The organism is Nocardioides thalensis (genome assembly GCF_013410655.1).
In the GTDB taxonomy this organism is placed as follows: Bacteria; Actinomycetota; Actinomycetes; order Propionibacteriales; family Nocardioidaceae; genus Nocardioides; species Nocardioides thalensis.
In genome coordinates, this window is record NZ_JACCFP010000001.1 from 3,393,718 (window position 1) to 3,416,444 (window position 22,727).

At 71.6% G+C, this 22,727-nt stretch carries 18 protein-coding genes; 10 read left to right on the top strand and 8 right to left on the bottom strand.

The annotated features are described in order from the left end of the window. Nucleotides 1-36: 36 nt before the first annotated feature. From HNR19_RS16540 to HNR19_RS16550, 3 genes are all read left to right on the top strand, one after another. Entirely contained in the window at nt 37-1,911 is a 1,875-nt protein-coding gene (locus HNR19_RS16540; protein WP_179668932.1) for a SigE family RNA polymerase sigma factor, read from the top strand. A gap of 148 nt (nt 1,912-2,059) precedes the next feature. Then, a complete protein-coding gene (locus tag HNR19_RS16545; RefSeq protein ID WP_179668933.1) occupies nt 2,060-2,572 on the top strand; it encodes an RNA polymerase sigma factor in 513 nt (170 codons plus the stop codon). After that, on the top strand, nt 2,565-5,210 hold the full coding sequence (locus HNR19_RS16550) for a hypothetical protein (RefSeq protein ID WP_179668934.1): 2,646 nt from the start codon (nt 2,565-2,567) through the stop codon (nt 5,208-5,210). Before HNR19_RS16545 ends, HNR19_RS16550 begins: the two co-directional genes overlap by 8 nt. Nucleotides 5,211-5,277: 67 nt before the next feature. On the opposite strand, the gene sucD is transcribed toward HNR19_RS16550, so the two are convergent. Together sucD and sucC are read right to left on the bottom strand one after the other, a co-directional pair. Further along, entirely contained in the window at nt 5,278-6,174 is an 897-nt protein-coding gene (gene sucD / locus HNR19_RS16555) for a succinate--CoA ligase subunit alpha (RefSeq protein ID WP_179668935.1), read from the bottom strand. A 13-nt stretch (nt 6,175-6,187) separates the two neighbouring features. After that, nucleotides 6,188-7,357, bottom strand: a complete 1,170-nt coding sequence (gene sucC / locus HNR19_RS16560; RefSeq protein WP_179668936.1) for an ADP-forming succinate--CoA ligase subunit beta — start codon at nt 7,355-7,357, stop codon at nt 6,188-6,190. Between the two features lie 315 nt (nt 7,358-7,672). Here sucC and HNR19_RS16565 point away from each other — a divergent pair, with 315 nt between their 5' ends. Beyond that, nucleotides 7,673-8,704 (top strand): M23 family metallopeptidase, encoded by a 1,032-nt coding sequence (locus HNR19_RS16565; RefSeq protein WP_179668937.1) that lies wholly within the window; start codon nt 7,673-7,675, stop codon nt 8,702-8,704. A 51-nt stretch (nt 8,705-8,755) separates the two neighbouring features. Here HNR19_RS16565 and pcrA read toward each other — a convergent pair whose 3' ends face one another. The 5 genes from pcrA to HNR19_RS16590 form a co-directional block, all read right to left on the bottom strand. Next, entirely contained in the window at nt 8,756-11,266 is a 2,511-nt protein-coding gene (gene pcrA, locus HNR19_RS16570; protein ID WP_179668938.1) for a DNA helicase PcrA, read from the bottom strand. 83 nt (nt 11,267-11,349) lie between these two features. Beyond that, a complete protein-coding gene (locus HNR19_RS16575; protein WP_179668939.1) occupies nt 11,350-11,712 on the bottom strand; it encodes a hypothetical protein in 363 nt (120 codons plus the stop codon). 90 nt (nt 11,713-11,802) lie between these two features. Beyond that, on the bottom strand, nt 11,803-12,348 hold the full coding sequence (locus tag HNR19_RS23610; RefSeq protein WP_218910289.1) for a M15 family metallopeptidase: 546 nt from the start codon (nt 12,346-12,348) through the stop codon (nt 11,803-11,805). Between the two features lie 539 nt (nt 12,349-12,887). Beyond that, nucleotides 12,888-13,535, bottom strand: a complete 648-nt coding sequence (locus tag HNR19_RS16585; RefSeq protein WP_179668941.1) for a LuxR C-terminal-related transcriptional regulator — start codon at nt 13,533-13,535, stop codon at nt 12,888-12,890. Continuing rightward, nucleotides 13,532-14,896 (bottom strand): ATP-binding protein, encoded by a 1,365-nt coding sequence (locus HNR19_RS16590; RefSeq protein WP_179668942.1) that lies wholly within the window; start codon nt 14,894-14,896, stop codon nt 13,532-13,534. Before HNR19_RS16590 ends, HNR19_RS16585 begins: the two co-directional genes overlap by 4 nt. Before the next feature lie 144 nt (nt 14,897-15,040). Here HNR19_RS16590 and HNR19_RS16595 point away from each other — a divergent pair, with 144 nt between their 5' ends. The 3 genes from HNR19_RS16595 to HNR19_RS16605 are packed head-to-tail and all read left to right on the top strand — an operon-like array spanning nt 15,041 to nt 17,113. Further along, on the top strand, nt 15,041-16,306 hold the full coding sequence (locus tag HNR19_RS16595; RefSeq protein WP_179668943.1) for a PspC domain-containing protein: 1,266 nt from the start codon (nt 15,041-15,043) through the stop codon (nt 16,304-16,306). Continuing rightward, the gene (locus HNR19_RS16600; RefSeq protein ID WP_179668944.1) at nt 16,306-16,566 is read left to right on the top strand and encodes a hypothetical protein; all 261 of its coding nucleotides are present in this window, start codon (nt 16,306-16,308) and stop codon (nt 16,564-16,566) included. Before HNR19_RS16595 ends, HNR19_RS16600 begins: the two co-directional genes overlap by 1 nt. A 4-nt stretch (nt 16,567-16,570) precedes the next feature. Further along, a complete protein-coding gene (locus tag HNR19_RS16605; RefSeq protein ID WP_179668945.1) occupies nt 16,571-17,113 on the top strand; it encodes a YbaK/EbsC family protein in 543 nt (180 codons plus the stop codon). Between the two features lie 146 nt (nt 17,114-17,259). Here HNR19_RS16605 and npdG read toward each other — a convergent pair whose 3' ends face one another. Continuing rightward, on the bottom strand, nt 17,260-17,958 hold the full coding sequence (npdG, locus tag HNR19_RS16610) for an NADPH-dependent F420 reductase (protein WP_179668946.1): 699 nt from the start codon (nt 17,956-17,958) through the stop codon (nt 17,260-17,262). A gap of 53 nt (nt 17,959-18,011) precedes the next feature. On the opposite strand from npdG, the gene HNR19_RS16615 reads away from it, so the two are divergent. The 3 genes from HNR19_RS16615 to HNR19_RS16625 all read left to right on the top strand — a co-directional run bounded on the left by HNR19_RS16615 (nt 18,012) and on the right by HNR19_RS16625 (nt 22,707). Continuing rightward, nucleotides 18,012-19,049: an LLM class F420-dependent oxidoreductase gene (locus HNR19_RS16615; protein ID WP_179668947.1), complete on the top strand. Its 1,038-nt coding sequence runs from the start codon at nt 18,012-18,014 to the stop codon at nt 19,047-19,049. A gap of 136 nt (nt 19,050-19,185) precedes the next feature. Then, the gene (locus HNR19_RS16620; protein WP_179668948.1) at nt 19,186-21,357 is read left to right on the top strand and encodes an MMPL family transporter; all 2,172 of its coding nucleotides are present in this window, start codon (nt 19,186-19,188) and stop codon (nt 21,355-21,357) included. 108 nt (nt 21,358-21,465) lie between these two features. After that, nucleotides 21,466-22,707 (top strand): hypothetical protein, encoded by a 1,242-nt coding sequence (locus tag HNR19_RS16625; RefSeq protein ID WP_179668949.1) that lies wholly within the window; start codon nt 21,466-21,468, stop codon nt 22,705-22,707. The last annotated feature ends 20 nt before the right edge of the window (nt 22,708-22,727 follow it).

Sequence of the window (22,727 nt, forward strand, 5' to 3'; positions counted from 1 at the left end):
TCTGATGAGGCACGCCGCATATACAGTGGACCGGCCATGAACGACCGCGAAGCCTCCTTCGACGCGTTCTACCGCGACTCCCGCGACCGGCTGCTCCTCCAGGCCTACGCGATGACGGGCGACCTGGGCGCGTCGCGCAGCGCGGTCCGCGACGCGTTCGTGGTCGCGTGGCACCACTGGCGCAAGCTGGCCCGCCTCGACGACGCCGAGTCCGCCGTACGACCGCAGACATGGCGCAACGCGAGCCGCCGGGCGACCGCGCGGCCGTGGCACAAGGAGAAGGGCCTCGACCCCGAGGCGAAGGCCACCCTCGACGCGCTGGCGACGCTGCCCGTCGTGCAGCGGAAGGCGCTGGTGCTGACCCAGCTCGCCGCCGTGTCGATGACCGAGATGGCGCGTGAGCTGGGGCTGCCGCTGGAGGCGGCCGAGCGTGAGCTGCAGCTCGGCGCGTCGGCGTTCTCCACCCGACGCGGGATCCCGGCCGCCGGGATCCCGATGCTGTTCGCCGAGCTCGGGAATGCCACCGCGAAGGTCACCTGGCCCCGGGTGACGATCATCCGGCGCGCCGGAGCGGCCCGACGCCGCGCCCACACCGTCGTCGGCGCCGTGGCGGCCGCCGCGGTGCTGGTCGGCGCCGGCGTCGCCGTGACTGACTCCGCCGGCGTCCGTCCCACCCTCGCCCGCGAGCCGCTCCCGTCGCCGTCGTCGACCCCGATGGCCCCGGGCGCCGAGCTGAGCCTGCCCGACACCAGCCTGCTCCCGGCCGACGTGGTGCGTGGCGGCCTCGCCGGCGGCGGCTGGCGCGAGACCCGCACCGACGACAACTCGACCGGCAGCCCCGTCGTGCACTTCTGCCAGGACGCCGAGGAGCGGTACGCCGACCGCAACGGCGTGGCGGCGTGGGTGCGCGTGTTCCGCGACGGCCCGCAGGGCGAGGCGACGCGCACCCTGACCCAGAGCGCCGAGGCGTCGGCGTCCCCGACGGCGGCGCGGCGGGCCTACCTCAACGCACGCCGGTGGTTCGCCGGTTGCACGGTGCCGCAGACCCAGCTCTTCAGCACGTCCACCAGCCCGGGCACCGGCGACGACTCGGCGCTGTTCCTCTTCCGCGAGGTGCCGACCGACACCACCTACCTCATCGGCCTCGCCCGCACCGGGCTGTTCACCACTGCCCTGACCCTGGAGACCGAGGTGGCACCCGGCACGGCCGACCTGGAGGGCATGGCCGAGCTGCTCGGGACCGCCGTCAGCCGGCTCTGCGCGCTGCCCGACGGGGGCGGCTGCGCCGCGAGCCCCGCCCGGGTCGAGCCGGCGGCGCCGTACCCCACCGGCTCGGTCCCGGCGATGCTGTCCGAGATCGACCTGCCGCCGGTCGGCGCCGACCCGGCCCGTTGGGTGGCGCCGGAGGCGCGCCAGATCACGCCCGGCAACGCCACCACCGGGGTGATCGGGTGCAGCTCGGTCGCCTTCGCCGGGGCGTTCCGCGGCAAGGAGTTCCGCAACAACCTGATCCGCGACTGGGTGCTGCCGGAGAGCGACCTGCCCGACGAGGTGGGCCTCACCCAGATGGTCGCCTCGCTCCCGCCGGCAGCCGCAGAGGAGCTGGTCGCCCTGGTGCGCGACCAGGTCACCAGCTGCCCGGACGAGGACACCGGCGCCGGCACCGACGTACGCCCGATCGCCGGCTGGGACGAGAAGGACCAGAACGTCTCCGCGTGGCACCTGACCACGCGGCTCCCCGACGACCAGGTCGTCGAGTACGACGTCGCGATCATCCGCCAGGGCGGCTCGCTGTCGCTCCTCTCGTACGTCGCCGCGCCCGAGGCGGAGATGCCGGCGGCGTCGTTCGAGGCGCTCGTGCGGCGCGCCCTGGAGCGGCTGCCGGAGCTGCCGGCCTACAAGCGGGGCTGACCCGCCCGGCGGATCCGCCCCTCCCCGGCGTTTCTCTGCCACTGTCGACGCAACCGAAGGGCGTGCTGCCGCGTATCCCTCCCGACAGCACCCACGACGGGTGCGGTGCACGGGGTCCCGGGTCTCGGGCAGGGGAAGGAGGCGGGCCATGGAAGCCGACGAGTTCGACCATCTCTACACAGCGTCGTTCCGCCGGGTGACGGGTCAGGTCTACGCCATGATCGGCGACTACGACGAGGCCACCGAGTGCGTGCAGGAGGCCTTCGCCCGCGCCTGGGCCCACCGCCGCAAACTCGAGAAGACCGAGTATCCCGAGGCGTGGGTCCGCACCACCGCCTACCGGCTGGCCGTGAGCCGCTGGCGGCGCCGCAAGACCGCGTCCCGCCCGGGTGACCGGGCCGTGGGCGCCGCGACCGAGATGCCCGCTGTCGACGAGTCGCACGTCGCCCTCGTGGCCGCGCTCAAGAAGCTCCCGGAGGCACAGCGCCAGGCGCTGGTGCTCCACCACATCGCCGACCTCCCGGTCCACCAGGTGGCCGCCGAGGTCGGCGTCCCCGAAGGAACCATCAAGGCCCGGCTCAGCCGCGGCCGCACCGCCCTCGCCGCGTTGCTGAGCGACGAGCCCGGCGGTCTGCAGGACGGAGGGCTCTCCCATGTCTGACCCGCTCGACCGACTCACCGAGTTCGGGTCCTCCTTCGAAGGAGGCACCATGCCGAAGTCCGCGGCCGAGGTCCGCGCGCGCGGCGACCAGATCCGCCGGCGCCGGCAGGGGCTCATCGCCGGTGCCGCCACGGCAGCGGTCGTCGCGGTCGCCGTACCCGTCGTCGCCGTCATCGGCTCGCCCGGTGGTGAACCGCCGGAGCCCGCCCCGAACCCGACCGTGAGCGACACCGCCTCGGTGACGCCGTCGGACCCGATCACCGAGGCCAACCTGATGGTCCCCACCGACATCCCGGCGCCCGAGGGCATCGTGGTCGGCTACGGCTCTGCCCGGCGCGGCGACGGCCAGCCCTTGGCGAGCCCGTGCCAGCCCTCGTCGCTCGAGGACCTCGGCGCGACCACGGTGTTCCAGCGCGACTACTTCTTCTCTGCGAGCGAGGGCGGCGACGGGGCCGCCGATCACCACCTGAACGAGACGATCGCCCAGTTCCCGAGCGCCGCCGCGGCGCGCGAGGCTGCCGGCGTCATCCGGGACTGGCACGAGGAGTGCGACGCCGACTCCCTCGGTGCCGACGACATCGACGACAAGGGCGTGCGGCAGGTCGAGATCCCCGGCGTCGAGGCGAGCATCTGGCAGGGCCAGTACGGTCCTCCGTCTGCGTCGCCGGGCTCGGCGTACGACGCCCGCGACGACCAGAGGTGGCACCTCGAGAGCGGCACCGTCGTCGCGGGCGACCGGCTGGCGATGGTGACCGACCTCGACCTGGGCGGTCGGACGGCCGCGGAGCCGTGGGTGCTCGAGGGGATCCTCCCCGTCGCGGCCGAGCGGCTCCTCGTCACGATGGACCCGGACGCCGGGCTGTCCGAAGCGAACCTGCTGTCCGACGACCAGACGACCTACGACGAGTTCGGCTCGTGGCACACCGCCGACACCTACTCCGGGGATGGCCAGGACGCGTTCCACCCGTGCGCGGAACGGTCGCTGACCGAGCAGGGCGCTGCTGGCGTCATCAACCGGACCTGGTCGTTCGAGAGCACGACCTCGGACGACGAGACCTACCTCGCCGAGCGCTGGCTCCGGCAGACGGCCGCCGAGTTCAGCGACGAGGAGGCGGCCAACAACGCCGCCACCAGGATCTTCGAGAGCCTTGCCGACTGCGCACCGGCAGCGGAGACCTACCCCGACTACCAGTACCTGGAGGAGGTTCCGCTCGAGAGCGGGCCGCCCGAGCTCGACTACTTCGCGCTCTACACGTCCCAGCTCGGGAACGTGCAGGACCCGGACGGCGGCGGCTACGCCCTCGTCATGCACACCGGCGTCGTGCAGATCGGCACCCGGATCGCCGTCCTGACGATGGGGATCGGCGCGCAGGACTTCTTCCCCCAGCCCATGCAGGAGATGCTGCCGACGGTGGCCGAGCTGCTGGTCGCGGGCCTGGTGGTGCCTGAAGGCGACAACGCCGAGATGGGCGTCATCCCGGACGGGTTCCCGCTCGCGGCGGGCTGGCCGGACAGCGCCGAGGCGGAGGGCCGCGGGCTGATCGGTCCCAGCCGCGACCTCGAGACGCTGGTGTTCGACACGCCGTGCGGCGTCAACGTGACCGACCTCGACCACATCGACCGGCTCCGCGCGACCTGGGAGAGCGTCGAGGACTTCCGCCAGCGCCAGCTGACCGTCTACGCCGACGGCGATGTCGCCGGCGCCGCGGTCGAGGAGCTGATCGGCCCGTTCCAGGACTGCCCCCTGGGCCCCGAGGACGAGAGCGGCAGCCGCACGGAGACGGAGGTGCTCCCGGTCGACGCGGGCGACGAGGCCTGGGCGATCCTGGAGCGCGACGGCGGCGTCGCCGGTTCGATGGGCGAGACCACAGTGGTGGTCCGGGACGCCACGTCGGTCCTGGTCCTCAACCACGGCGGCCACGCCGGCCGCCCCGACGGCGACAGCCAGGCGACGATCGACCGGCTGCTCGACGAGGCGAGCGAGGTGATCGCCGCGCTCCCGAGCATCCAGGAGAACATGGACGACGGTGCGGTCGACCCGGACGCGTCCGAGGGACCGGACCTGGGCGCACCGGCGGGTACGACGGAGGTGCCGGCGAGCTTCCGGCTCGCTGCTGGATCCGGTGCGACCGGTTCAGTGGAGGTCTACGGGCCCGACCGCTCGGAGGTCGGTGTCTTCTCGACCACTGTCTGCGGCGAGGACATCGCAGCGATCCCGCGGGTGATCGAGCTCAGCCACCTCGGCTACCGCGAGGTCTACGAGGGGGAGGGCTCGCACCAGCGCCGGATCACCGCCTATCCGACCGTGCAGGACGCGATCGACGAGATGAATGCGCTGCGGGCTCAGCTGGACGGCTGCGAGCGCGACACCGCCTACGAGAGCAATGACGAGCGGGTCTGGGACGTCTACCGGCCGCGGACCGGCTACGACGAGATCACGTTCTCCTACCTGGGCGGCCTGGACGGCCCGCCGTACGGCACCGCGTACTCGGTGGTCCGGGTCGGCAACGCGATCCTCGCGGTCGCGGAGAGCGGGGAGTACTCGCCCGAGACCATCACCGGCGCCCTGCCGAACCTCGCCAGAGCTGTCGGGGCGGTCGCACCGGAGATGTGCATCTTCACCGCCGACGGCTGCTGAGCCGACGTACGAGATGACGAAGGCCGCCACCCTCGCGGGTGGCGGCCGTCGTCGTACAGCCTGAACCTCAGAGGCTCTGGAGGATCTCCCGCGCCAGGGCGGCGGTGGCTGAGGGGGTCTTGCCGACCTTGACGCCGACGGCTTCGAGGGCTTCCTGCTTGGCGGCGGCGGTGCCGGCGGAGCCGGAGACGATGGCGCCGGCGTGGCCCATGGTCTTGCCCTCGGGGGCGGTGAACCCGGCGACGTAGCCGACGACGGGCTTGGTGATGTTGGCCTTGATGTACTCCGCGGCGCGTTCCTCGGCGTCCCCGCCGATCTCACCGATCATCACGATGACCTTGGTCTCCGGGTCGTCCTCGAAGGCCTGGAGGGCGTCGATGTGGGTGGTGCCCACGATCGGGTCACCGCCGATGCCGATGGCGGTGGAGAACCCGAAGTCCTTCAGCTCATACATCATCTGATACGTCAGGGTCCCGGACTTCGACACCAGCCCGACCGGGCCGGAGCCGGTGATCGTGTGCGGCGTGATGCCGGCCAGCGACTCACCGGGGGTGATGATCCCGGGGCAGTTGGGGCCGATCATCCGGGTGGACTTGCCCTGGAGGTAGGACCACACCTCGGCGGTGTCTTGGACCGGGACGCCCTCGGTGATCACCACGATCAGCGGCATCTGCGCGTCGATGGCCTCGATGGCCGCGTCCTTGGTGAACGCCGGCGGCACGAACAGCACCGACACGTCCGCGCCGGTCTCCTTCATGGCCTCGGCCACGGTGCCGAACACCGGCAGCTCCACATCCGCACCGTCGGCGTTCTTGTGGGACACGGTCGTGCCGGCCTTGCGGGCGTTGACACCACCGACGATCTGCGCTCCGGAGTCGAGCATCAGGGCGGTGTGCTTGGCACCCATCCCGCCGGTGATGCCCTGGACGATGATCTTGCTGTCCTTGTTCAAGTAGATAGACATTCTCGTCCCCTTCTCAGGCGTTCGCGTGGGCGAGCTCGGCGGCCTTGTCGGCCGCGCCGTCCATGGTGTCGACCTGCGTGACGAGCGGGTGGTTCAGCTCATCGAGGATCGCCCGGCCCTGCTCGACGTTGTTGCCGTCCAGGCGCACCACCAGCGGCTTGGTCGCGGCGTCGCCGAGGATCTCCAGGGCACCCTTGATGCCGTTGGCGACCTCATCACACGCGGTGATGCCACCGAAGACGTTGACGAACACGCTCTTCACGGCCGGGTCGTTCAGGATCACATCCAGGCCGTTGGCCATCACCGTGGCGTTCGCGCCGCCGCCGATGTCGAGGAAGTTCGCGGGCTTCACCCCGCCATGCGCCTCGCCGGCGTAGGCGACCACGTCCAGGGTGCTCATCACCAGGCCCGCGCCGTTGCCGATGATCCCGACCTGCCCGTCGAGCTTGACGTAGTTGAGGTTCAGGTCCTTCGCCTTCGCCTCCAGCGGGTCGGCCTCCTCCCGGATCACGAACTCCTCATGATCGGGGTGCCGCACCTCCGAGGCGTTGTCATCGAGCGAGACCTTGCCGTCCAGCGCCTCCAGCTTGTCGCCCTCCAGCCGCGCCAGCGGGTTGACCTCCACCAGCGTGGCGTCCTCCTCGACGAACACGGTGTAGAGCTTCTCGATCATCTCCACCGCCTGCTCGAAGACCGGCTCGGGGAACCTCGCCTCAGCAGCGATCTCACGGGCCTTCGCGGCATCCACACCCTGGCCGGGGTCGATCGCGATCTTCTTCACCGCATCCGGGTTGGTCTTGGCGACCTCCTCGATCTCCACACCACCCTCCACCGAGGCGATGCACAGGTACTGGCGGTTCGACCGGTCCAGCAGGAACGAGAAGTAGTACTCCTCGACCGGCGGGGTCGCCGGGGTGACCAGGACCCGGTTGACCGTGAGGCCCTTGATCTCCATCCCCAAGATGTTGCTGGCGTGCTCAAACGCCTCGTCGGGCGTCTTGGCCAGCTTCACACCGCCGGCCTTGCCGCGGCCACCGGCCTTCACCTGCGCCTTGACGACACAGAAGCCGTACTCCTCCGCAGCCGCACGCGCCTCCTCGGCGGTCTCCACAACCGTGCCGAGGGTGGTGGTCACACCATGCTTGGCGAAGAGCTGCTTCGCTTGGTACTCCATCAGGTCCACTGATACGTCCTCTTCATCGAGAGTGGGGCGCCGGCAGGGTGGCGGGCGCACATCCTCGGGCACCCTAGTCCGCTACCGCCGCGTACGACGAGGGCCCCCGACCCGACATGACAGGGGTCACACGCGTCGCTGGACCGTCCCGCACCGTGGAACTCGCCTGTGCAGGAACGGGACAACCTTGAGTTCATACCCCTAAGATTTCGGCTCGTGTGCCCGATCATCTAAGGTCGGCACGCACGATTCACCGGGACGCCACCTCGCGTCCACCGAACCGGACCGCCGAACCTGACCAGGGACAACAGGGAGCTTTGAGGGATGGGTAGCCACCGCGCAGAGCGTCCATCGACGCGACGCCGGTCGAGCACCTCCGAAGCAACCTCCTCCTCGAGCTACGTCGGCCGTCGCATCGCTCGACCCGAGCCGGTCGCCGCGCCGCCGGTCGTGGCCGGGGAGTCCGTCGCCTCGGTCGAGGCGACCGCACCTACCGTCACCGAGCTCCCGGCCGTGACGGTCGAGCTGACCGCGATCACCGAGTCGAGCGGCTCGCTGAGCCCCGCCGTCCCGGGCAAGCGCCGTGCGGTCAAGAAGACGTCGACCAAGCCCAAGGGTCCGCTGCGGCTGCTGCCGTCGGTGCCGGTCGTCGCGGGGGTCGCGACGCTCGCCATCGCCGCCACCGGCGCTGTCACGACCTCGGTGGGGCCCGACCTCGTCGGCAACGACACGCCCCGGATGGCGGTCCCCAACGCGCAGACCGGCGCCTTCGGATCCGGCACCTATGACGCGCTCGGTCGCACGGTCCTGAGCCGCGACTCCGACCGCGACGCTCTCGACGACGCGAACGACTCCGAGCTCGTCGAGGAGGCCGCGGCCCAGGCCGAGCAGCGCAACGACCGGCTCGGCGAGCTCGCCGAGGCCGCCGAGGCGGAGGCCAAGGAGATCACCCTCAACCGCTGGGTGCTGCCGCTCGGCGGCTACAGCCTGAGCGCCGAGTTCGGCCAGGCCGGCAGCTACTGGTCCAGCGGCTATCACACCGGTCTCGACTTCAGCGCCTCCAGCGGGACGCCCCTCGTCGCCATCGCGAACGGCGTCATCACCTCCACCGGCTACGACGGCGCCTACGGCAACAAGACCGTCCTGACGCTCGAGGACGGCACCGAGATCTGGTACTGCCACCAGACCTCGATCGGCGTCTCCGTCGGCGACAACGTCGTCGGCGGCCAGCCCATCGGCACCGTCGGCTCGACCGGCAACACCACCGGCCCGCACCTGCACCTCGAGGTGCGGCCCGGCGGCGGCGACCCGGTGGACCCGTACGCGGCACTCGTCGCCCACGGCGTCACGCCGTAGCGCCTGACGCCGACGGCGGGCGCTACGGCACCCGCTCGCTCCCGCAAACGCTCAGAGCTTCTCCACCGGCGCATACCGCAGCAGCAGCCGCTTGACGCCCTCGGTGCCGAAGTCGATCGAGGCGACCGACTTCTCGGCCTGGCCCTCGACGGAGACCACCGTGCCGAGGCCGAACGTGTCGTGGGTGACCCGGTCGCCGGGCTCGAGCACGGGGATCGGGCGAGCCTTCTTGGCCTTCGAGGCCGCGTCGGCGCGGGCCGCGGCGCTGGAGAAGTTGCGGCGGCCGGCGGCGGTCGGGGCACCGAGGCGGTTGCCGCCCTCGCCGTACCCGTCGCCGCCGTAGGCCTCGGACGCGAACGTCGGCCGCGACCACCGGGCCTGGTCCGCCTCGGTGCGGCGCCAGTCGACGAGGTCGATGGGCAGCTCCGCGAGGAAGCGGGACGCGGGGTTGTGGGCCGGCGCACCCCACGCCGAGCGCACCACGGCGCGCGAGACGTAGAGCCGCTGCCGCGCGCGGGTGATGCCGACGTAGGCGAGGCGGCGCTCCTCCTCCAGCTCGGGGCGGTCGCCGAGCGAGCGGGAGTGCGGGAAGACGCCGTCCTCTAGACCGGTGAGGAAGACGACCGGGAACTCCAGGCCCTTGGCGGTGTGGAGCGTCATCAGGGTGACCACGCCCTGGTCGGGCGGGGCGTCGGGGTCGTCCTCCGGCGCGTCGGGGATCTGGTCGGAGTCGGCCACCAGCGCGACCCGCTCGAGGAAGTCGGCGAGCCCGGGCTCGACCAGGCCCGCGTCGACGTCGGCGGGGTCGGCCGACGGCGCGGCGACGGGGTCCTCGGCGAACTCGCGGGCGACGGCGACGAGCTCTCCCAGGTTCTCGACCCGGGTCTCGTCCTGCGGGTCGTCGGACTCCTCGAGCGACTTCAAGTAGCCGGACCGGTCGAGCACGGTCTCGAGCACGACGTCGGGCCGCTCCCCCGCCTCGACCATCGACTGCAGCTCGGCGACCATCGCGACGAAGCCCTCGATGTTGGTCTGGCTCCGGGTGGCGAGCCCGGGCGCTTCGTCGGCGCGCTGGAGCGCCTCCCAGAACGTGATGCCCTCCCGGGTGGCGAGGTCGTTGACGCACTCGACGGCGCGGTCGCCGATGCCGCGCTTGGGGGTGTTGAGGATGCGGCGCAGCGAGACCTGGTCGTCGGGGTTGACCAGCATCCGCAGGTAGGCGAGCGCGTCGCGAACCTCGCGCCGCTCGTAGAACCGCACGCCGCCTACGACCTTGTAGGGCATGCCGGTGCGGATGAAGATCTCCTCGAACACGCGGGACTGCGCGTTGGTGCGGTAGAAGACCGCGACGTCGCCGGCCTTCAGCCCGCTGTCGGTGAGCTTGTCGATCTCCTCGGAGACGAACCGCGCCTCGTCGTGCTCGGTGTCGGCGACGTAGCCGACGATCTTCTCCCCGTCGCCGGCGTCGGACCACAGCCGCTTGGGCTTGCGGCCCTGGTTGCGCTCGATCACGGCGTTGGCGGCGGTGAGGATCGTCTGCGTGGAGCGGTAGTTCTGCTCGAGCAGGATCGTGCGTGCGTCGGGGAAGTCGTTCTCGAAGTCGAGGATGTTGCGGATGTCGGCGCCGCGGAACGCGTAGATCGACTGGTCGGCGTCGCCGACGACCATCAGCTCGGCGGGGGGTACGGCGTCGCCGGGGCGCGCGTCGTCGTACGGGCTGTCGTCGAGCGAGGTGTCCTCGAGCGACTGGCCGCACAGCTGGTGGATCAGGGAGTACTGCGCGTGGTTGGTGTCCTGGTACTCATCGACGAGGACGTGGCGGAAGCGGCGCCGGTACGTCTCGCGGATGTCGGGCTTGGCCTGGAACAGCCGCACCGTCTCCATGATCAGGTCGTCGAAGTCGAGCGCGTTGGCCTCGCGCAGCCGCCGCTGGTAGAGCGTGTAGGCGGCCGCGTAGCTGCGCTCGATGCTGTTGTGGACGTCGGCGGCGACCTCGTCGGGGTCGCGCAGCTCGTTCTTGTGGTTGCTGATCCAGTGCAGCACCGGGCCGGGCTGGAACCGCCGCGGGTCGAGCTCGAGATCGTTGCAGACCAGGGTGATCAGCCGCTTCTGGTCCTGCGCGTCGTAGATCGAGAAGTTCGACTTCAGCCGCTCGTAGCCGAGGTGCTCCGCCTCCTTGCGCAGGATGCGCACGCACGCGGAGTGGAACGTGGAGACCCACATGATGCGGGCGCGGTTGCCGACCAGGTCGGTGACCCGCTCCTTCATCTCGGCGGCGGCCTTGTTGGTGAACGTGATCGCCAGGATCGAGCCCGGGTGGGCCTTCCGCTCGGAGATCAGCCACGCGATCCGGCGGGTGAGCACCCGGGTCTTGCCGGAGCCCGCGCCCGCGACGACGAGCAGCGGCGGGCCGGCGTGCACGACCGCGTCGCGCTGGGGTCCGTTGAGGCCCTCGAGCAGCTCCTCGGCGGAGGGTCCGCGCCGCGTGGTGCGGGGCTCCTCGGCGGGGGTGAGGTGCTCGAACCCGGGCAGCTGCGGCGGGGTCGTCTCAGAGGCACTCATGTTCGTCCCAGCGTACGGCGCCGCGCCGACGGATCCGTCGGCGCGGTGGTGGTGCGGACTCGGTCAGGCCCGGTCCAGCCCGGTCAGGAATGGACGGGCGACCAGGCGACCGCGATGCAGACCTCGGCGACCGCGAGCACCAGCAGGCCGACCCAGAGCCCGAACGGGATCCGCTCCTTGCGGGTGTTGGCCATGACCAGCACCAGCAGGACCAGGCCGATGGCGAACTTCACGCCGATCTTGGCGTGGTTGACGTCGCCGTCGCCCGCCTCGAGGACACCCACCAGCCCGATGCCGGCGAGGAACGCGGTGCCGACGCCGTCGCGCATGGCGCCGTTGACGACCTTCTCGTCGCGCCCCGCGCCGGCCTGCGCAAGCAGCCCGCCGATCAACGCCGCGAAGCCGAGGATGTGGAGGATCAGCAGGATCAGCCGAAGGGTGTCCATGGCTGAACTCTAGGGGGGTTTCGAGGCTCGGCCGCGAGCGGCCTCGGCGCTTCGCGCCGTGCTCCCTCGCACCTCAACCACCGGAGGGCTTCATCTGCCAGTGGCACTGAAGTGCTGGTAGTCCTTGAGCGAGCTCCACGCCCCGCCCCACGACCAGCCGATCCGGGCGAACTCGCGCACCACGACCGAGCCGGCCAGCACCATCCCGGGCCGCACCCAGGAGCGGTCGAGATAGGCCGACGCGAGCTCAGGAAGCACGACATCGCCGTTCTCGTAGGGGTTCTGGAACGGGTTGACGTCGATCGCCAGCCCGTAGGCGTGGGCCGACCAGCTCGTCGTGCCCCTGGCGGCCCGGCACACGAGGCCCGCGGTGTTGTTGCCGTCTCCCGTCGGGTGCGCCTCGAGGTCGTCGGTCGTGGGCAACCGCATCTCCTCGATCGGGAAGTCGGCCTCGAACAGCGCGCGGAACACCGACACCACGTCCCTCGCCTCGGTCGCCGCGACCACCAACTCCCCCGTGTGCGCCTCCCCGTCGAACCCCCGGAAGCTCATCGTCAGGTAGCGCAGCCCACCCAGCGCGACCGGGCACTCCGGCGACCAGGTCTCCCCCATTCGCCGCCGGATCGCCTGCGTCACCACCCCGACCGTCGCCCGGAACCGCCCATCGCGAGGCGGCGGCAGCACATCCACCGTGGGGAACCGCCGGTCCCGCAACGCCTTCGGCGTCGGCCGCATGACCCCGAACCCGTCCGCCCGCAGCGGCAACGGCGTCGCCCCAAGCTCCCACCCAGGCTCCTCCGGCTCCGCACTGGGCGCCGGCTCCGACCGCCGCGTCGGCGACGAGGAGTCACCGCCCTCGGCCGACGTCTCGGTCGCCGTCGCGCCCAGACCCCCCGCGGAGTCGCTCGCAGGCTCCCCCGAACAACCAGCAAGCGTCACCGAGGCAGCAGCAACCGCAACCACGAGCCCCGCCGTACGCCGCCGCCAACCCAGGTGGGTCGGAACGGACTTCCCGGCCCTCCGGGCGATTTCGCGACGACGCGCCGGCGCCCAGACCCGAGCGGCGAGCAACCCAAGAGCGCCGCAGCGCGGCGGAGCGAGCAAGCCCGGAGGGCCGGGGAGGCCGGGCCGACCCGCCGGAGACGCAGACGACGTACGGCGAGACTCAAACAAGATCAGAGCAACCGGCGATCCGAGGCCCAACGCGTCAGTTCATGCCGCGACGAAAGCTGCAGCTTCCTCAAAACAGAGGACATGTGCGTCTCCACCGTCTTGATCGAGATGAACAGCTCCTTGGCGACCTCCTTATAGGAGTAGCCGCGCGCGATCAGCCGCATCACCTCGCGCTCCCGCTCGGTGAGCCGGTCGAGGTCCTCGTCGACGTCGGCCACGTCGATGGACCCGGCGAACGCGTCGAGCACGAAACCCGCCAGGCGCGGCGAGAACACCGCGTCGCCCTCGGACACCCGGGTGATCGCGTCGACCAGCTCGGGGCCGGTGATCGTCTTGGTGACGTAGCCGCGGGCACCGCCCCGGATCGTCCCGATGACGTCCTCGGCGGCGTCGGACACCGAGAGCGCGAGGTAGCGGGTGTCGGCGCCGGGCGCACCGCGTCGCATGACCTCGACGCCGCCACCACCGGGCAGGTGGACGTCGAGCAGCACGACGTCGGGAGCGGCGGAAGCGATCGTTGACACCGCCGTGTCGACGTCCTCGGCCTCGCCGACCACGTCGACCACGCCCGCGCCGGAGGCCGCGAGCTCGGCCATCACGCCGCGCCGGAACATCCCGTGGTCGTCGACGACCACCACCTTCACACTCACGCTTCCTCCTTGTCGCGGGCCAGGTGCAGCCTGACCTCGGTGCCGTCACCCGGCGCGGACCGGATCTCGGCGGTGCCGCCGTGCCGTTGCATGCGGTCGATGATGCTGCCCCGGACGCCCATCCGGTCCTCCGGGGTCGCGTCGGGATCGAACCCCGCGCCGCGGTCGCGCACGAAGACGTCGACCGCGCCCGCCGTGACCTCGGCGTAGACGTCGACGCGCGGCACGCCTGCGTGCTTCGCGGCGTTGGTGACGGCCTCGCGCGCGGCGGCGACGGCCGGGCGCAGGGTCTCGGTGAGGTCGCAGTCGCCGACGGCGACGACGTCGACCATCACGCCCCAGTGGTCCTCGACCTCGGCGGCCATCGCCCGAAGCGCCCCGGCGATCGTCGTGTCGTTGGTGGTGTCGCCGTCGAAGAGCCACGACCGCAGGTCGCGCTCTTGCGCTCGCGCGAGGCGGACGGCGTCGGCCGGGCTCTTCTGGATCAGCGCGAGCGTCTGCAGCACGGAGTCGTGCAGGTGGGCGGCCACGTCGGCGCGCTCCTGGGTGCGCACCCGCTCGGACCGCTCGTCGGCGAGCTCGGTGGTCAGCCGGTAGATCCAGGGACCCACCACGATGGCGATGCCGCCGATGCCGAGGATCACGGCGATGGTGACGTCGCGCGCCAGCGACCACGAGCCGCCGCGGAGCGCGAGCAGCACGAGCGCCGTCACCATCAGCCCGAGGCCGGCGGCGATCCGGCAGTACGACGCCCAGCCGCCGTCGCCGAGCACCACCCGGGCCGGATCGACCCGGCCGGTCGCGTCGAGCCAGCGCTCGCGCTGGGCCTCGTCGGCCTGCCGCCACAGGAGGGCGACGCCCGCGACGCCGATGGCGATCGGCCAGATCAGCGCGCCCTGGCCGAAGACCGACTCGGCCGCGAAGACGAGTCCGATGCCGAGGGCGCCGAGCGCCATCACCGGCCCGATGTCGCCGAGCCGGCGGATCCGGCCGGGGCGTCGGCCACCTCGGGTCGCGCTCTCGATGCCGGGCGCGGCCGACTCGAACTGCGATCCGGCGGGGAGGAACACCCACAGTCCCGCGTAGAAGGCGATGCCGGCGCCGCCGAGGACGGCCGACACGATGAACGCGATCCGCACCCAGAGCACGGGGACGGCAAGGTGGGCGGCGAGCCCGGAGGCCACGCCGCCGACGATCTGGCCGTCGAGGTCGCGGTAGGCGCGCCGGGGTCCGGGGGCGGCGCCGGCCGTCGGCGCGGCGGCGGGGGCCCCCGGCTGGGCAGCGCCCGGCTGGGCAGCACCCGTCGGGGCAGCGGCCGGAGGTGCCGGCGTGCCCGCAGGCGCGGTGGGAGTGCTCCTCATGACACCTCCATCGTCACACAGCACGCCCGCGCGGAGCAGGGGGAACGACCCTGGCCCGACCCTGAGCCCGTCCGCGTGCGGGGCGGGTAGTTTCAGGGTCGTCACCGATGGTGAACGGTCCCGACGGCGAGCAGGCTGGAGCACATGAACGACACCCCGCCGCCGGGCGGCACCTCCGACACCGGGTCCACGGGCACGCAGGCGCCCCCTCCGCCGTACACCGGCGAGGGCCCCCGCCCCTCCCGTGACGAGCTCCGCGACCTGGCGCGCCTGCGCCGCAGCACGACCGACCGCAAGATCGCGGGCGTCGCGGGCGGCATCGCCCGCCACCTCGACATCGACCCCATCGTCGTGCGCATCGCGCTCGTCGTGCTGGTGTTCTTCGGCGGCGGCGGGATCCTGCTGTACGGCGCCGCGTGGCTCCTCGTGCCCGACGACACCGGCGACTCGGTGGTCCGGCTCGACGACCGCAGCCGGACCGTCGCCCTCGCGATCGTCGGTGTGCTGACGGCGCTCTCGCTGGTCGGTGACGCGTTCGGCGGCTGGGAGTTCCCGTGGCCGCTCGCCGTCGCTGGCATCGTCCTGGTGGTGCTGCTCTCCACCGGCAAGGGACAGAAGATCCACCAGCACGCGATGAAGTACTCCGGTCACGGCCATTGGCACGGCCCGCACCGGATGCACGGCTGGCACGGCACCCCGCAGAACGCGCCGCTCGTCGGCGAGGACGGCGAGCCGCTCCCGTACGACGCGACGGGCGCGCCCTACACGGGGCCGCAGCAGCCGCCGTGGCAGCGGTCACCGCGCAAGAAGGGGCCGATCCTGTTCGGCTTCGCGTTCGCCCTCGCGGCTCTCGCCGTGGCCGTCGTCGGCACCGTCGACCTGGCCGGCGCCGACGTACTGCCCTCGACCTACCCGGCGGTGGTGCTGGCGTCGATCGGCCTGATGCTCGTCGTCGGCGCGTTCTACGGCCGAGCAGGCGGACTGATCTTCTTCGGCCTCGTGGCAGCGGTCGCGACCGCCGCGACGTCGGTCGCGAGTTCCTACGACGCCGGAGAGATCCGCTCGACGCCGGACACGGCGGCGGAGGTCTCCGACAGCTATCACCTCGACCTGGGCGAGATCGAGCTCGACCTCACCGAGATCGAGGACCTCGAGAACCTCGACGGCCGCACGATCGACATCGACCTCAATGTCGGCCGGCTCGCGGTCGTCGTGCCCGAGGACGGACTCACGGTGAACGTCGATGCCAACCTCGAGGGCGTGGGCGAGGCGAAGGTGTTCGGCGACAAGTCGGGCAACTCGCTGACCGGCGTCCACGACGGCGGGCCCGGCACCGACCTCCCCGAGCTGACCATCGACGCCACCAACTACGTCGGCGAGATCGACATCCAGACCGCAGGGAGCAACTGATGAGCACCACGGACACCGCGACCTCCGAGACCACCGAGGCACGCCCCGAGTCGGGCTTCCACTCCGTCAACGTCGGCCACCTGGTGATGGGCGTCGCGTTCCTCGGGCTGACGGTCGTGTGGATCCTCGTCGTCGCCGCCGACGTCGTCGACCTCGATGACAAGGGTTGGGTGATGGGCGTCCCGTGGATCTTCGCCGGCGCGGTCGGGCTCGCCGCGACCGCCCTGCGCAACCTCACGCGGCGCGGGTCGGCACACTGACGTCGTGACCCTCGTCAGTCTCCCCGGACTCACCTCCCTGCCCGTGCTCGACCACCCCGACCTGGTCGCGCCGCCCGTCCTCGCCGGACTGAAGGCGTGGCCGGACGCCGACCGGGTGGCGGTCGTCGAGATCGACCCCGACCTCGCCGACACCGCGGCGATGAGCGAGGCCTACGACGTACCGATGGCCGCCGGCGCCAACTGCGTCGTCGTCGCCGGCAAGCGGGAGGGCGAGGAGCGGGTCGCCGCCTGCCTGGTGCGCGCCGACACCCGCGCCGACGTCAACCACACGGTCAAGCGGCTGCTCGACGTGCGCAAGCCGTCGTTCCTCCCGATGGACCGCGCGGTCGAGGAGTCGGGCATGGAGTACGGCGGCATCACCCCCGCCGGGCTGCCCGCCGGGTGGCGCCTCCTCGTCGACGCCCGGGTGCCGGACATCGACGTCGCCGTCATCGGCTCGGGCCTGCGCCGCTCCAAGCTCCTCGTCCCCGGCGACGCCTTCCTGACCCTGCCCGGCGCCGAGATCGTCGACGGCCTCGCCAGTTAGCGCGAGTCGGCAGAAGTTCGCGTCCGTACGACGCCGAGTCGGCAGAAGTTGTCACACCTGCAGGCCCGAGTCGGCAGAAGTTTCCGGCAAACTTTTGCCGACTCGCCGCCCTCGCGGCGCCACTTTCTGCCGACTCGGCGCTGCTGTCAGTGAGGCGCGTCGAGCCCGGTGATCCGGAGGCCCGCGTGGGTCTTGTACTTCCGGTTGATCGAGATCAGCACGGCGGTGAACGGCTCCAGCTGACGCGCCAGGCGCAGCTTGCCGCCGTCGATGCCGACCCGGCCGGTGACCGAGGCGGCGAGGTCCATGGCGACCTGCTTGGCCTCCACCACGTCGCCGACGACGAGGACGTCCTCGTCGAGGAACTCGTCGTCGCCCCACAGCAGCACCGCCGAGACGTTGTGGAACGCGCCGACGACGGTCGCATCCGGCGCCAGCTCCTGGGCCGACTCGGCCGCCGAGCCCTCGCCGCCGTTGACGACGCGGCCGTGGGCGCCGCGCTTGTCGAACGCGAGCGGGTTCACGCACGAGATGACGGTCTTGCCGGCCAGCGGCAGGGAGGCGACGAGCTCGTCGTGGCCGTCGTAGGGCACCGCCAGCAGCACCACGTCACACGCCTCGACGGCGTCGGCGTTGGCCAGTCCCGTCACGCTGCCCGCGGCCGCCGTACCGTCCAGGCGCTCGCGCACCTCCGCAGCGACGGCCTCGGCCTTCTCAGCGGCCCGCGACCCCAGGACGACGTCGTGGCCGCCCTTCGCGAACCGGTAGCCCAGGCCCTTGCCCTGCGGACCGGTGCCGCCGATCACCGCCACGCGATACCGCGTCTGCCCCGTCTGGTCCGTCACACGTCCTCCTCGACCGTTGCGATTGTGACAGCGATACTGTCACAGTTGGCCCCATGAAGCTCTCGATGCCCCTCGTCTATGCAGGCAACCCGCGCGAGTCCGCCGACCAGGTAGTGGCCCTGGAGAAGGCCGGACTCGACACGATCTGGGTAGCCGAACCCTACGGTTTCGACGCCCCCTCCCTCATGGGCTATCTCGCCGCCAAGACCGAGACGGTCGAGATCGGCGCGGGCATCCTCAACGTCTACTCCCGTACGCCGGGCGCGCTGCTGCAGACCGCGGCGGGCCTCGACAACGTGAGCGGCGGCCGCGCGGTGCTCGGCCTCGGTGCGTCCGGGCCGCAGGTGATCGAGGGCTTCCACGGCATGCCCTACGAGCGTCCGCTCGGACGCACCCGCGAGGTCATCGAGATCCTCCGCATGGGCCTGCGCCGCGAGCCGCTGGAGTACGCCGGCCGCGACTTCACGCTGCCGCTGCCCGCCGACCAGGGCCTCGGCCTTGGCAAGCCGCTCAAGCTCCTCAACAAGCCCGAGCGGGCCGACCTGCCCATCTGGGTCGCCGCGCTCGGCGACAAGAACGTCGCCATGACCGCCGAGGTGGCCGACGGCTGGCTTCCGTTCCTCTTCATGCCCGAGAAGGCGCGCCAGGTCTGGGGCGCGGCGCTCGACAAGGGCCTCGCCAAGCGGTCGGCGGACCTCGGGCCGCTGCAGATCAGCGCCGGCGGCATGGTCGCGATCGGCGAGGGTCCGGAGACGAAGGCGTTCCTCGACTTCATGCGGCCGATCTACGCGCTCTACGTCGGTGGCATGGGCGCGAAGGGCAAGAACTTCTACAACCAGCTCGCCTGCGAGTACGGCTTCGAGAAGGAGGCTGCGGAGATCCAGGATCTGTACCTCGCCGGCAAGAAGAAGGAGGCCGAGGCGCTGGTCCCGCTGGAGTGGCTCGAGGCCGGCAACCTGGTCGGTCCGGCGTCGTACGTGCAGGAGCGGATCGCCGCCTTCAAGGAGGCCGGAGTGACGAACCTGCAGGTCACGCCCGCCTCCGACGACCCGGCCGCGACGATCGCGCAGCTCAAGGAGTGGGTCGCCTGACCCTCTGTCACAAACCCTCGGTGCCGGTCGTCGAATGCCTCGGACGACCGGCACCGATGATTTCGATGCTTTCTCAGGGTCGTCTCAGGGTGAAAACCCGATGCCTCTGTCCACGGTCCCTGGAAGGCTGCCCCACATGCACCGTCAGATAGCCGGAAAACTCACCGGCCCCATCACGAAGTGGATCGTCCTCGTGGCGGTCCTGTTGATCGCCGGCGGCCTCAGCTCGTTCGCCGGCAAGCTCATCGACGTACAGAACAACGAGACCGAGTCGTGGCTTCCCGAGAGCGCCGAGTCGACCAAGGCGTTCGAGAAGCTCAACCAGTTCCAGGACGAGTACGACGTCGGCACGATCGTCGTCTACTACAAGGAGTCCGGCCTCTCCGACTCCGACCTCGCCGCGATCGAGGAGCACGCCGCCGAGATCCAGGCGATCGATCCCGAGGCCATCTCGGAGGTGCTGACGCCCGCCACGGCCGCCGAGGCCGGCGTACCGACCCCGTTCGTCTCCGACGACGGCCAGGTCGCGATGCTCCAGTTCACGGTCAACTACGGCGACAAGCTCTGGGAGGAGCTGCCCGACCTGAAGAAGGAGATCGACGACATCACGGAGATCGACGGGGTCGACAACTACCTCGCCGGCGCCGGCGGCCAGAGCGCCGACGCCGCGACCGTCTTCTCGAGCGGTGACGCCAACCTCCTGATGATCACGCTCGGCGTGGTGATCCTGATCCTGCTCGTCAGCTACCGCAGCCCGGTGCTGTGGCTGCTGCCGATCATCAGCGCCGTGGTCGGCCTGGGCGCGTCGATGGGCGTGCTCTACCTCCTGGCCAAGAACACCGACCTCACCGTCAACGGTCAGACCCAGTTCATCCTGACCGTGCTGGTGATCGGCGCCGGCACCGACTACGCCCTGCTGCTCGTGGCCCGCTACCGCGAGGAGCTGAGGCGGCACGAAGACCGGCACGAGGCGATGGCGTTCGCGCTGCACCGCGCTGCGCCGGCGATCCTCGCCAGCGCGGCGACCGTCGTGGTCGGCCTGCTGTGCCTGCTGTTCGCCGACCTCAACTCGACCGCCGGCATGGGCCCGGCCAACGCCATCGGCATCGCCGTGACGTTCGTGGTCATGGTGACGCTGCTGCCCGCGCTGCTGGTGATCTGCGGTCGCTGGGTTTTCTGGCCCTACGTCCCACGCTTCGGCAGCGAGGAGCCCACCGCCTCCGGCCTGTGGGCCAAGGTCGGCAACGGCATCGCGCCGCGGCCGCGGATCGTCTGGGTCGGTACGGCGGCCGTGCTCGCCGTGCTCTGCCTGGGCTTCCTGCGGGTCGACACCAGCGGCATCCCGAGCGACGAGATGTACACGACCGACCAGGACTCGGTGATCGGCCAGGGCATCCTGACCGACCACGGGCTGGTCGACTCGAGCACGCCGGTGCAGGTCGTCGCCAACGAGGACAAGGCCGAGGACGTCGTCGCCGCGATGCAGGACGTCGAGGGCATCGCCGAGCCGGTGCTGGTGCCGGGCCCCGACGGTCAGCCGCTGACGATCGACGGCAGCGTGCTCATCGCCGCCGAGCTCACCAACAGCGACCCCTACTCCGATGACGCCCTCGACGCCGTGGAGAACGTCCGCGACGCCGTGCACGACGTCCCCGGGGCCGACGCGCTCACGACCGGCATGTCCGCCGTGACGCTCGACATCATGGATGCCTCGGCACGCGACAACAAGGTGATCATCCCGATCGTCCTGGTCGCCGTGCTGCTCATCCTGATGGGGCTGCTGCGGTCGGTGCTGTCGCCGGTGCTGCTGGTCGGGACGGTGATCCTGTCGTTCGGCGCGGCACTGGGCCTCTCCAGCCTCGTGTTCGACTTCATCTACGGCAGGGAGCACACCGACCCAGGGTTCCCGTTGTTCGCCTTCGTGTTCCTGGTGGCACTGGGCATCGACTACAACATCTTCCTGATGACCCGGGTGCGGGAGGAGACTGCCGAGCACGGCACGAGGAAGGGCTCGTTGATCGCACTGTCGTCGACGGGCGGCGTGATCACCTCGGCCGGACTCGTCCTCGCGGCGACGTTCGCCACGCTCGCCACGATGCCGATGACGTTCACCTTGCAGCTCGGGACGACGGTGGCACTCGGGGTCCTGCTCGACACGATGATCGTGAGGTCGGTCCTGGTGACCGCGCTCAACCTCGACATCGGCGGGAAGATCTGGTGGCCGAGCAAGCTCGACAGCGGCGGTCCGGGCCGGTCGGCCGATCCGGACGCCGATCCCGACGAGCGGAAGGTCCCGGTGTCCGTCTGAGGCTCGGATGACCCCATAAGGTGCGGCCCGGGCAGGGGCGCCAGCAGGTGAACTAACCTGCTGCCTGCTCGGGCCGCACCGGCGGCCCCTCCCCTCAGGAGAGCCGTCGTGGAGGAACCTCGGGACCGGCCGGCGCCGTACGGCGGCCCGCCTCCCCCGCCTCCCCCGCCTCCCCCGCCTCCCCCGCCGAGCGGCCCGCCTCCGAGCGGCCCGCCTCCGCTCGGCCCGCCGCCGGGCTGGACGCCCGGCGGCCCACCTCTCCCGCCGCCGCCTCCGGCGCGTCGCCGCCCGCGGACGCGCACCGTCGTTCTTGCCGGGCTGGCGCTCGTCCTCGTCGGCGGCCTCGCCGTCGGCGGCTGGGCGTACGGCACCGGCCGGCTCGGCATCGGCCCCTTGAGCGCGACCGACAAGGACGCGGCGGCGACGATCGCCGGCAGCGTCGAGGGTCCGCAGTGGGCCGACGACGAGCAGCGGTCCTGCGCGGCCGAGCGGCTTCTCCGCGACCGCCGGGCCGACGACCTGGAGCAGGCCGGCGTGATCGAGCGCGACGGCAGCGGGTGGAGCTACACCGGCACCTGGCCGGCCGCCGACGCGACCGCCTACGCCGGTGCGCTGCTCGACTGCTCCGACGACTGGCGTGCCCAGCTCGGTGAGGTGTGGGTCCTCGACGACACCGAGTGCCTGGCCGGCCTCGAGCGCACCGCCGTCGCGGAGCTCGTCGCCGGCACCATCCTGACGCTCGCCGACGCCGACGACGCGGCCGCTCTCACCAGCGCCCGCGACGGGCTCGACGACTGCTACGCCAGCGACGCGCCACGGCCCGAGGCCGAGGCGAGGCCGGGCTACCGCTCGGTGGTGTTCCGCTTCGTCCGGCCGGAGGTCCCGGGCGCCGAGGTCGCACTCCACGTCGGCCCGGCGGGGTCGGAGCACGCTCGCGAGCTCCGGCGGACGGCGTACCGCCTCGACACCGGGCGGGGCGGCCGCAAGGGCTGCGTGCGGGCGACGGTCGTCGCGACGTACCCGTGGGGAAGCACCCGGACCGCAGCGAGGCGGTTCTGCGGGAGGTCGGAGCCGCAACGGGTGTGGTGGGAACCGCGGGACGACTGCGCCGGCAGCCCGCCCTGCCGCAGCTGGAACCTGCGCTACGAGGGCTGGCCGGGCCGGTCCTGGATCACCGCCCGGCTGGTCGAGGACGGCGGCCGCTGCACGTCGGTCAGCGGCAGCTGCCGGGTCAAGCTGGTCACGCCGCGGAGCGGGCGCGGCGTGATCATCATCTGGTCGGCGTTTCCCGGGTGGGACGCGGAGTTCGTCGCGGAGGTCGGGGGCCTCGAGGCCCGGTTGCCCAACTGAGGTGGGACTAGATCCAGGGG

Coding starts and splice junctions, on each gene's coding strand:
- HNR19_RS16575 (WP_179668939.1), bottom strand. CDS start 11,712: ATGGACACCCTTCGGCTGATCCTGCTGATCCTCCACATCCTCGGCTTC.
- pcrA (WP_179668938.1), bottom strand. CDS start 11,266: ATGAGTGCCTCTGAGACGACCCCGCCGCAGCTGCCCGGGTTCGAGCAC.
- HNR19_RS16600 (WP_179668944.1), top strand. CDS start 16,306: ATGAGCACCACGGACACCGCGACCTCCGAGACCACCGAGGCACGCCCC.
- HNR19_RS16595 (WP_179668943.1), top strand. CDS start 15,041: ATGAACGACACCCCGCCGCCGGGCGGCACCTCCGACACCGGGTCCACG.
- HNR19_RS16565 (WP_179668937.1), top strand. CDS start 7,673: ATGGGTAGCCACCGCGCAGAGCGTCCATCGACGCGACGCCGGTCGAGC.
- HNR19_RS16540 (WP_179668932.1), top strand. CDS start 37: ATGAACGACCGCGAAGCCTCCTTCGACGCGTTCTACCGCGACTCCCGC.
- HNR19_RS16615 (WP_179668947.1), top strand. CDS start 18,012: ATGAAGCTCTCGATGCCCCTCGTCTATGCAGGCAACCCGCGCGAGTCC.
- HNR19_RS16550 (WP_179668934.1), top strand. CDS start 2,565: ATGTCTGACCCGCTCGACCGACTCACCGAGTTCGGGTCCTCCTTCGAA.
- HNR19_RS16590 (WP_179668942.1), bottom strand. CDS start 14,896: ATGAGGAGCACTCCCACCGCGCCTGCGGGCACGCCGGCACCTCCGGCC.
- HNR19_RS16620 (WP_179668948.1), top strand. CDS start 19,186: ATGCACCGTCAGATAGCCGGAAAACTCACCGGCCCCATCACGAAGTGG.
- HNR19_RS16545 (WP_179668933.1), top strand. CDS start 2,060: ATGGAAGCCGACGAGTTCGACCATCTCTACACAGCGTCGTTCCGCCGG.
- sucD (WP_179668935.1), bottom strand. CDS start 6,174: ATGTCTATCTACTTGAACAAGGACAGCAAGATCATCGTCCAGGGCATC.